Genomic DNA, 4,093 nt, shown 5'->3' with positions numbered 1-4,093 from the left:
CAGCCTGTCGACCGATTTGGCGCGTGATGGCCGCCTTACCGACGCGATGACCGAACGTTTCCTGTCGCTCGGACGTTACGCCGCCTCCACCCATGCCGACGCGATCCTCTTCACCTGCTCGGCCTTCGGTCCCTGCATCGAGGCCGTCGCGCGCGAGCACGCTCCGATGCCGGTGCTCAAGCCCAGTGAAGCCATGATCGAGCAGGCTGCAGCAAAAGGCCGCAAAATCGGCTTGCTCTCGACGTTCCCGCCGACGCTCGTTTCAATGCCGCCGGAATTTCCCGACTCTGTCGAGATCGTGACGAAACTGGCGGCAGGGGCGCTGGCGGCGCTGGATCGCGGCGAGCGCGCCGAACACGATCGCCTCGTCGCAGAAGCCTCACGCGATCTGCGCGACTGCGACCTGATCGCGCTCGCGCAATACAGCATGGCGCCGGCGGCAGCGCTGGTCGCGGAGGTGTCGGGCAGGCCGGTACTGACGACCCCAGACAGCGCTGTGCTAAAGCTGAAAGAGCTACTCGCCGACGGCGGGTAAACCAGACGACCAAAACGTGCGTCGTCCCGACTCAAGGCCGGGACGACGTGGCTCCTGCAATTCAAAACAAACTTCCCTGCCCGTCATCTTCAGGTTTGCGCAGGCTCGCCTTCGTCACCGGTTTCGGCTCCTCCGCCGCTCGCTGCTCCGCCGTAATGGGGAGGATCAGTTGCGCATCGTCATTGGCGACGTGATTGACCCGCGTTGAAACCTCGTGCCAGGCGAACTCGCCTGCTTCCGGTCCGGTCAGCAACGCCATCGCCGCCTCGGCGTCGTCGGCGCGGCAATCGAGCCAGCGGTCGAAATCGCCGGGCGCAATGGTCACGGGCACGCGGGGATGCAGGCCTGCGAGATCGACGCTCGCAGCCGCCGTGACGATCGCCACGGTGTCGAGTTCCTCGCCGTTGGGGCCGACCCAGGTTTCCGCCAGCGCCGCAAGGCCGAACGGGCCGCCGTCGCGGCGATGAATGAAGTAAGGCCGCTTGCGGCTTCCCGAGACCTGCCATTCGTAATAGCCGTCGGCCGGGATCAGGCAGCGCCGCCGCCGGATCGCGTTCTTGAAGGCGGGTTTTTCCTGCACCGTTTCGCAGCGCGCATTGATCAGCAGCGCGAATTTGCGGGGGTCCTTCACCCACGCCGGGATGAAGCCCCAGCGCATCAGATGGAAATGCCTCTCACCGTTCTCGACAATGACCACCGGCACCGGCTGGGTCGGCGCGATATTGTGCCGGGGCGGCATGTTCGGCTGCTCGGCATAGCCGAACAGCCGGCGCAGAGCCTCCGGTGGCGAGGTAATTACGAAGCGTCCGCACATTCTGTGGCCCAGACCGGCATCCGTTCAGGTCCTTTTAACCCCAACCGTTAACACTGCGGCGGATGACACCGAACGCCGCCAAAACCGCACCATCCTGTTCTCCACAACCCGCCCTGACCGGGGGCGACGAAGACGTATGGACGGCGCAGTTGCGGGCCGCCAATATCAACCCCCGCACCGGTCTTGCCACGGACTACCTGAATCATTTCAACGAAGCCATCATGCTGCTGGAAATGATTCCGGAGATGCCGGAATGCGCGGAAGATTTCCTCGGCTGGCACCCGTTGTCCTACCGTGAACATTTCACCGCGTCCCATTTCAAGGCGCGCGACCTGGCGATCGCGGCCTATGATGCAGCCGACGCCGACGTCCGCGTCGAATTCGACAATATCACTGCAGCGATGACCTCGATCCTGACCGCGGTAAGCATCGCCATGCGCGAGGCCAAGCATGACAAGACCCGCGCCACGCTGGCGGAACAGGCAACCGGCTGGGTCAAGCCGCTGGTCTCATTGGCAGGCGGTGTCATCAATGGGGGCGTCGAGGCCGACGTCGACACCATTATGATGGCCCGCTGACCGCCGTGGTATCCCCGGTCCAGCCGTCACATCCGCAGCTTGCCGTCAGCGCCGTCATTTTCCGCAATGGCAAGGTCCTGCTGGTACGGCGTGCCAAGTCGCCTGCCAGGGGGTTTTATTCGCTCCCCGGCGGCCGGGTCGAATTCGGCGAATCGCTGCATGCCGCCCTGCATCGCGAAGTCGACGAGGAAACCGCGCTGAAAATCGAGATTATCGGGCTTGCCGGGTGGCGCGAGGTGCTGCCGGGAACGAGCGGCGGCGGCCACTATCTGATCATGTCGTTCGCAGCGCGCTGGATCGCCCGCGAGCCGGTCCTGAACGACGAACACGACGATTTCAAATGGCTTGCACCGGATGGCTTGGACGACCTCAAGGTCACCGGCGGCCTGCAGGAGGTCATCCGGTCCGCGCGCGGGCTGGCCGGGGCCTGAAGCGCCGCGTTAACCCGGCTTGCCGTTTTGAGAACCTCGCGCCTTGCTTCCAGCACATTGAAAAGGCATATCATGGAGGATCCCCGGACCCCTTCATGTCAAAGTATTTTCTCGCAGCCCTTATCGTTATCTCGGCATGCCATCCTGGCCTGGCGCGGGCCCAGGACGCCGCGGCGCCCTTTGACGGCGATCTGCAGCGGATGGCCGAAATCCTCGGTACGCTGCACTATCTGCGGGGCATTTGCGGCGCCAACGAAGGCGGCAAGTGGCGCAACGAAATGCAAGCGCTGATCGATGCCGAAACCCCCTCCGGCGATCGCCGCGCCCGCATGATTGCGGGTTTCAACCGCGGTTATAACGGGTTCCAGCAGACCTACCGGACCTGCACACCGGCCGCCAATGTCGCAATCCGCAGGTATATCGAGGAAGGCTCGAGAATTTCGCGGGATTTGACCGCCCGCTACGCCAACTAGCGCAGTTTGACGGGTTCGCTTCGCGGCTGAACGGCTCATTCACGACGATAGATTCATTGCGATGACCGCCGTTAACCTTTCCTAAAGAACTGCTCTAGGCGGCCCCACCCTGCATGCTAAACCTCGCGCATTCGACGCGCTCCGCCCTGGACGCGCGCACTAGCCTGTTGAGTTTCATGAGCCATCCAGCGTCCTTCACAACCGCCCGCGACCCGCTGCCCGATCAGGAACAGAAACAGGCGGCCCTCAGCTATCTCAACGAGGCCTGGGCGGAAGCACGGCACGATGGCGTCGACGGCGATTGCCTGGCGCAGGCGAGCCTGTTCGCGGCATTCGCCGAACTGGTCGGCACCTACGGCGAAGACGCGGTGGCGAAATTCGTCGAAGGCCTCCCCGTCCGCGTCCGCAACGGTGAATTTTCGATTCAGATCGCGAAGCAGTAATTCACGCCCGCAACGTCTCCAGAAACCGCACCGGTTCGCCGGTCGACGGCGTCGTCAATTCTCCCTGCCACATCACGCGACGGCCGCGGACGAACGTGCCGACCGGCCAGCCGGTGACACGCACGCCGTCATAGGGCGTCCAGCCCGCGCGCGAGGCCACCCATTTGTTGGTGATGGTCTCGCTATGCTTGAGATCGACCACGGTAAAGTCCGCGTCATAGCCCGCCGCGATCCGGCCCTTGCAGGCGATATTGAACAGCCGCGCCGGGCCTGCGCTGGAGAGGTCGACAAATCTCGCCAGCGACAACCGCCCGGCGTTGACGTGATCGAGCATCAAGGGCACCAGCGTCTGGACGCCGGTCATGCCCGATGGCGAGGCCGGATAGATCCTGGCCTTTTCCTCCAGCGTATGAGGTGCGTGATCGGAACCGAGCACGTCGATGATGCCCTGCTCGATGCCGCGCCAGATGCCGTCGCGGTGTTCGGCCGATCGCACCGGCGGATTCATTTGCGCGCGGGTGCCGAGCCGCTCGTAGCATTCCGGCGCCACCAAGGTGAGGTGATGCGGCGTCGCTTCGCAGGAGGCGACATCCTTGTGGTCGCGTAAAAACTCGATCTCCTGCCTGGTCGAGATGTGCAGCACGTGGATCCGCTTTCCGGTCTCCTGGGCAAGCTTGACCAGCCGCTCCGTCGCCATCAGCGCCGCGGTTTCGTCGCGCCACACCGGATGCGAGCGCGGATCGCCCTCGACGCGCAGGGGCTTGCGGTCGTTGAGGCGGTATTCATCCTCGGCATGAAACGCGGCGCGGCGCCGGATGA

7 protein-coding genes are annotated in these 4,093 nt (G+C 64.1%); 5 read left to right on the top strand and 2 right to left on the bottom strand.

The features are described from left to right. On the top strand, positions 1-535 hold a 535-nt coding region (locus tag E7813_RS16585), incomplete at its 5' end, for an aspartate/glutamate racemase family protein (RefSeq protein WP_291575649.1). A 61-nt stretch (positions 536-596) separates the two neighbouring features. On the opposite strand, the gene E7813_RS16580 is transcribed toward E7813_RS16585, so the two are convergent. Then, a complete protein-coding gene (locus E7813_RS16580; protein ID WP_291575646.1) occupies positions 597-1,349 on the bottom strand; it encodes an SOS response-associated peptidase in 753 nt (250 codons plus the stop codon). 62 nt (positions 1,350-1,411) lie between these two features. Here E7813_RS16580 and E7813_RS16575 point away from each other — a divergent pair, with 62 nt between their 5' ends. The 4 genes from E7813_RS16575 (at position 1,412) to E7813_RS16560 (ending at position 3,274) form a co-directional block, all read left to right on the top strand. Continuing rightward, positions 1,412-1,927, top strand: coding sequence for a hypothetical protein (locus tag E7813_RS16575; protein WP_291575643.1), 516 nt, complete (start codon positions 1,412-1,414; stop codon positions 1,925-1,927). A 5-nt stretch (positions 1,928-1,932) separates the two neighbouring features. Next, positions 1,933-2,358, top strand: coding sequence for an NUDIX hydrolase (locus E7813_RS16570; protein WP_291575640.1), 426 nt, complete (start codon positions 1,933-1,935; stop codon positions 2,356-2,358). Positions 2,359-2,453: 95 nt separating this feature from the next. Beyond that, on the top strand, positions 2,454-2,831 hold the full coding sequence (locus tag E7813_RS16565) for a TIGR02301 family protein (protein WP_291575637.1): 378 nt from the start codon (positions 2,454-2,456) through the stop codon (positions 2,829-2,831). 176 nt (positions 2,832-3,007) lie between these two features. Further along, on the top strand, positions 3,008-3,274 hold the full coding sequence (locus E7813_RS16560; protein WP_291575635.1) for a hypothetical protein: 267 nt from the start codon (positions 3,008-3,010) through the stop codon (positions 3,272-3,274). Between the two features lies 1 nt (position 3,275). Here the strand turns inward: E7813_RS16560 and E7813_RS16555 are convergent. Then, positions 3,276-4,093: dihydroorotase (locus tag E7813_RS16555; protein WP_291575632.1), on the bottom strand; the 818-nt coding region annotated here is incomplete at its 5' end.

Origin of the sequence: Bradyrhizobium sp., assembly GCF_004799405.1 — a bacterium.
Classification (GTDB): domain Bacteria; phylum Pseudomonadota; class Alphaproteobacteria; order Rhizobiales; family Xanthobacteraceae; genus Bradyrhizobium.
Note: the sequence above shows the minus strand (reverse complement) of the source record. Positions and strands in the feature narration are given on the sequence as shown.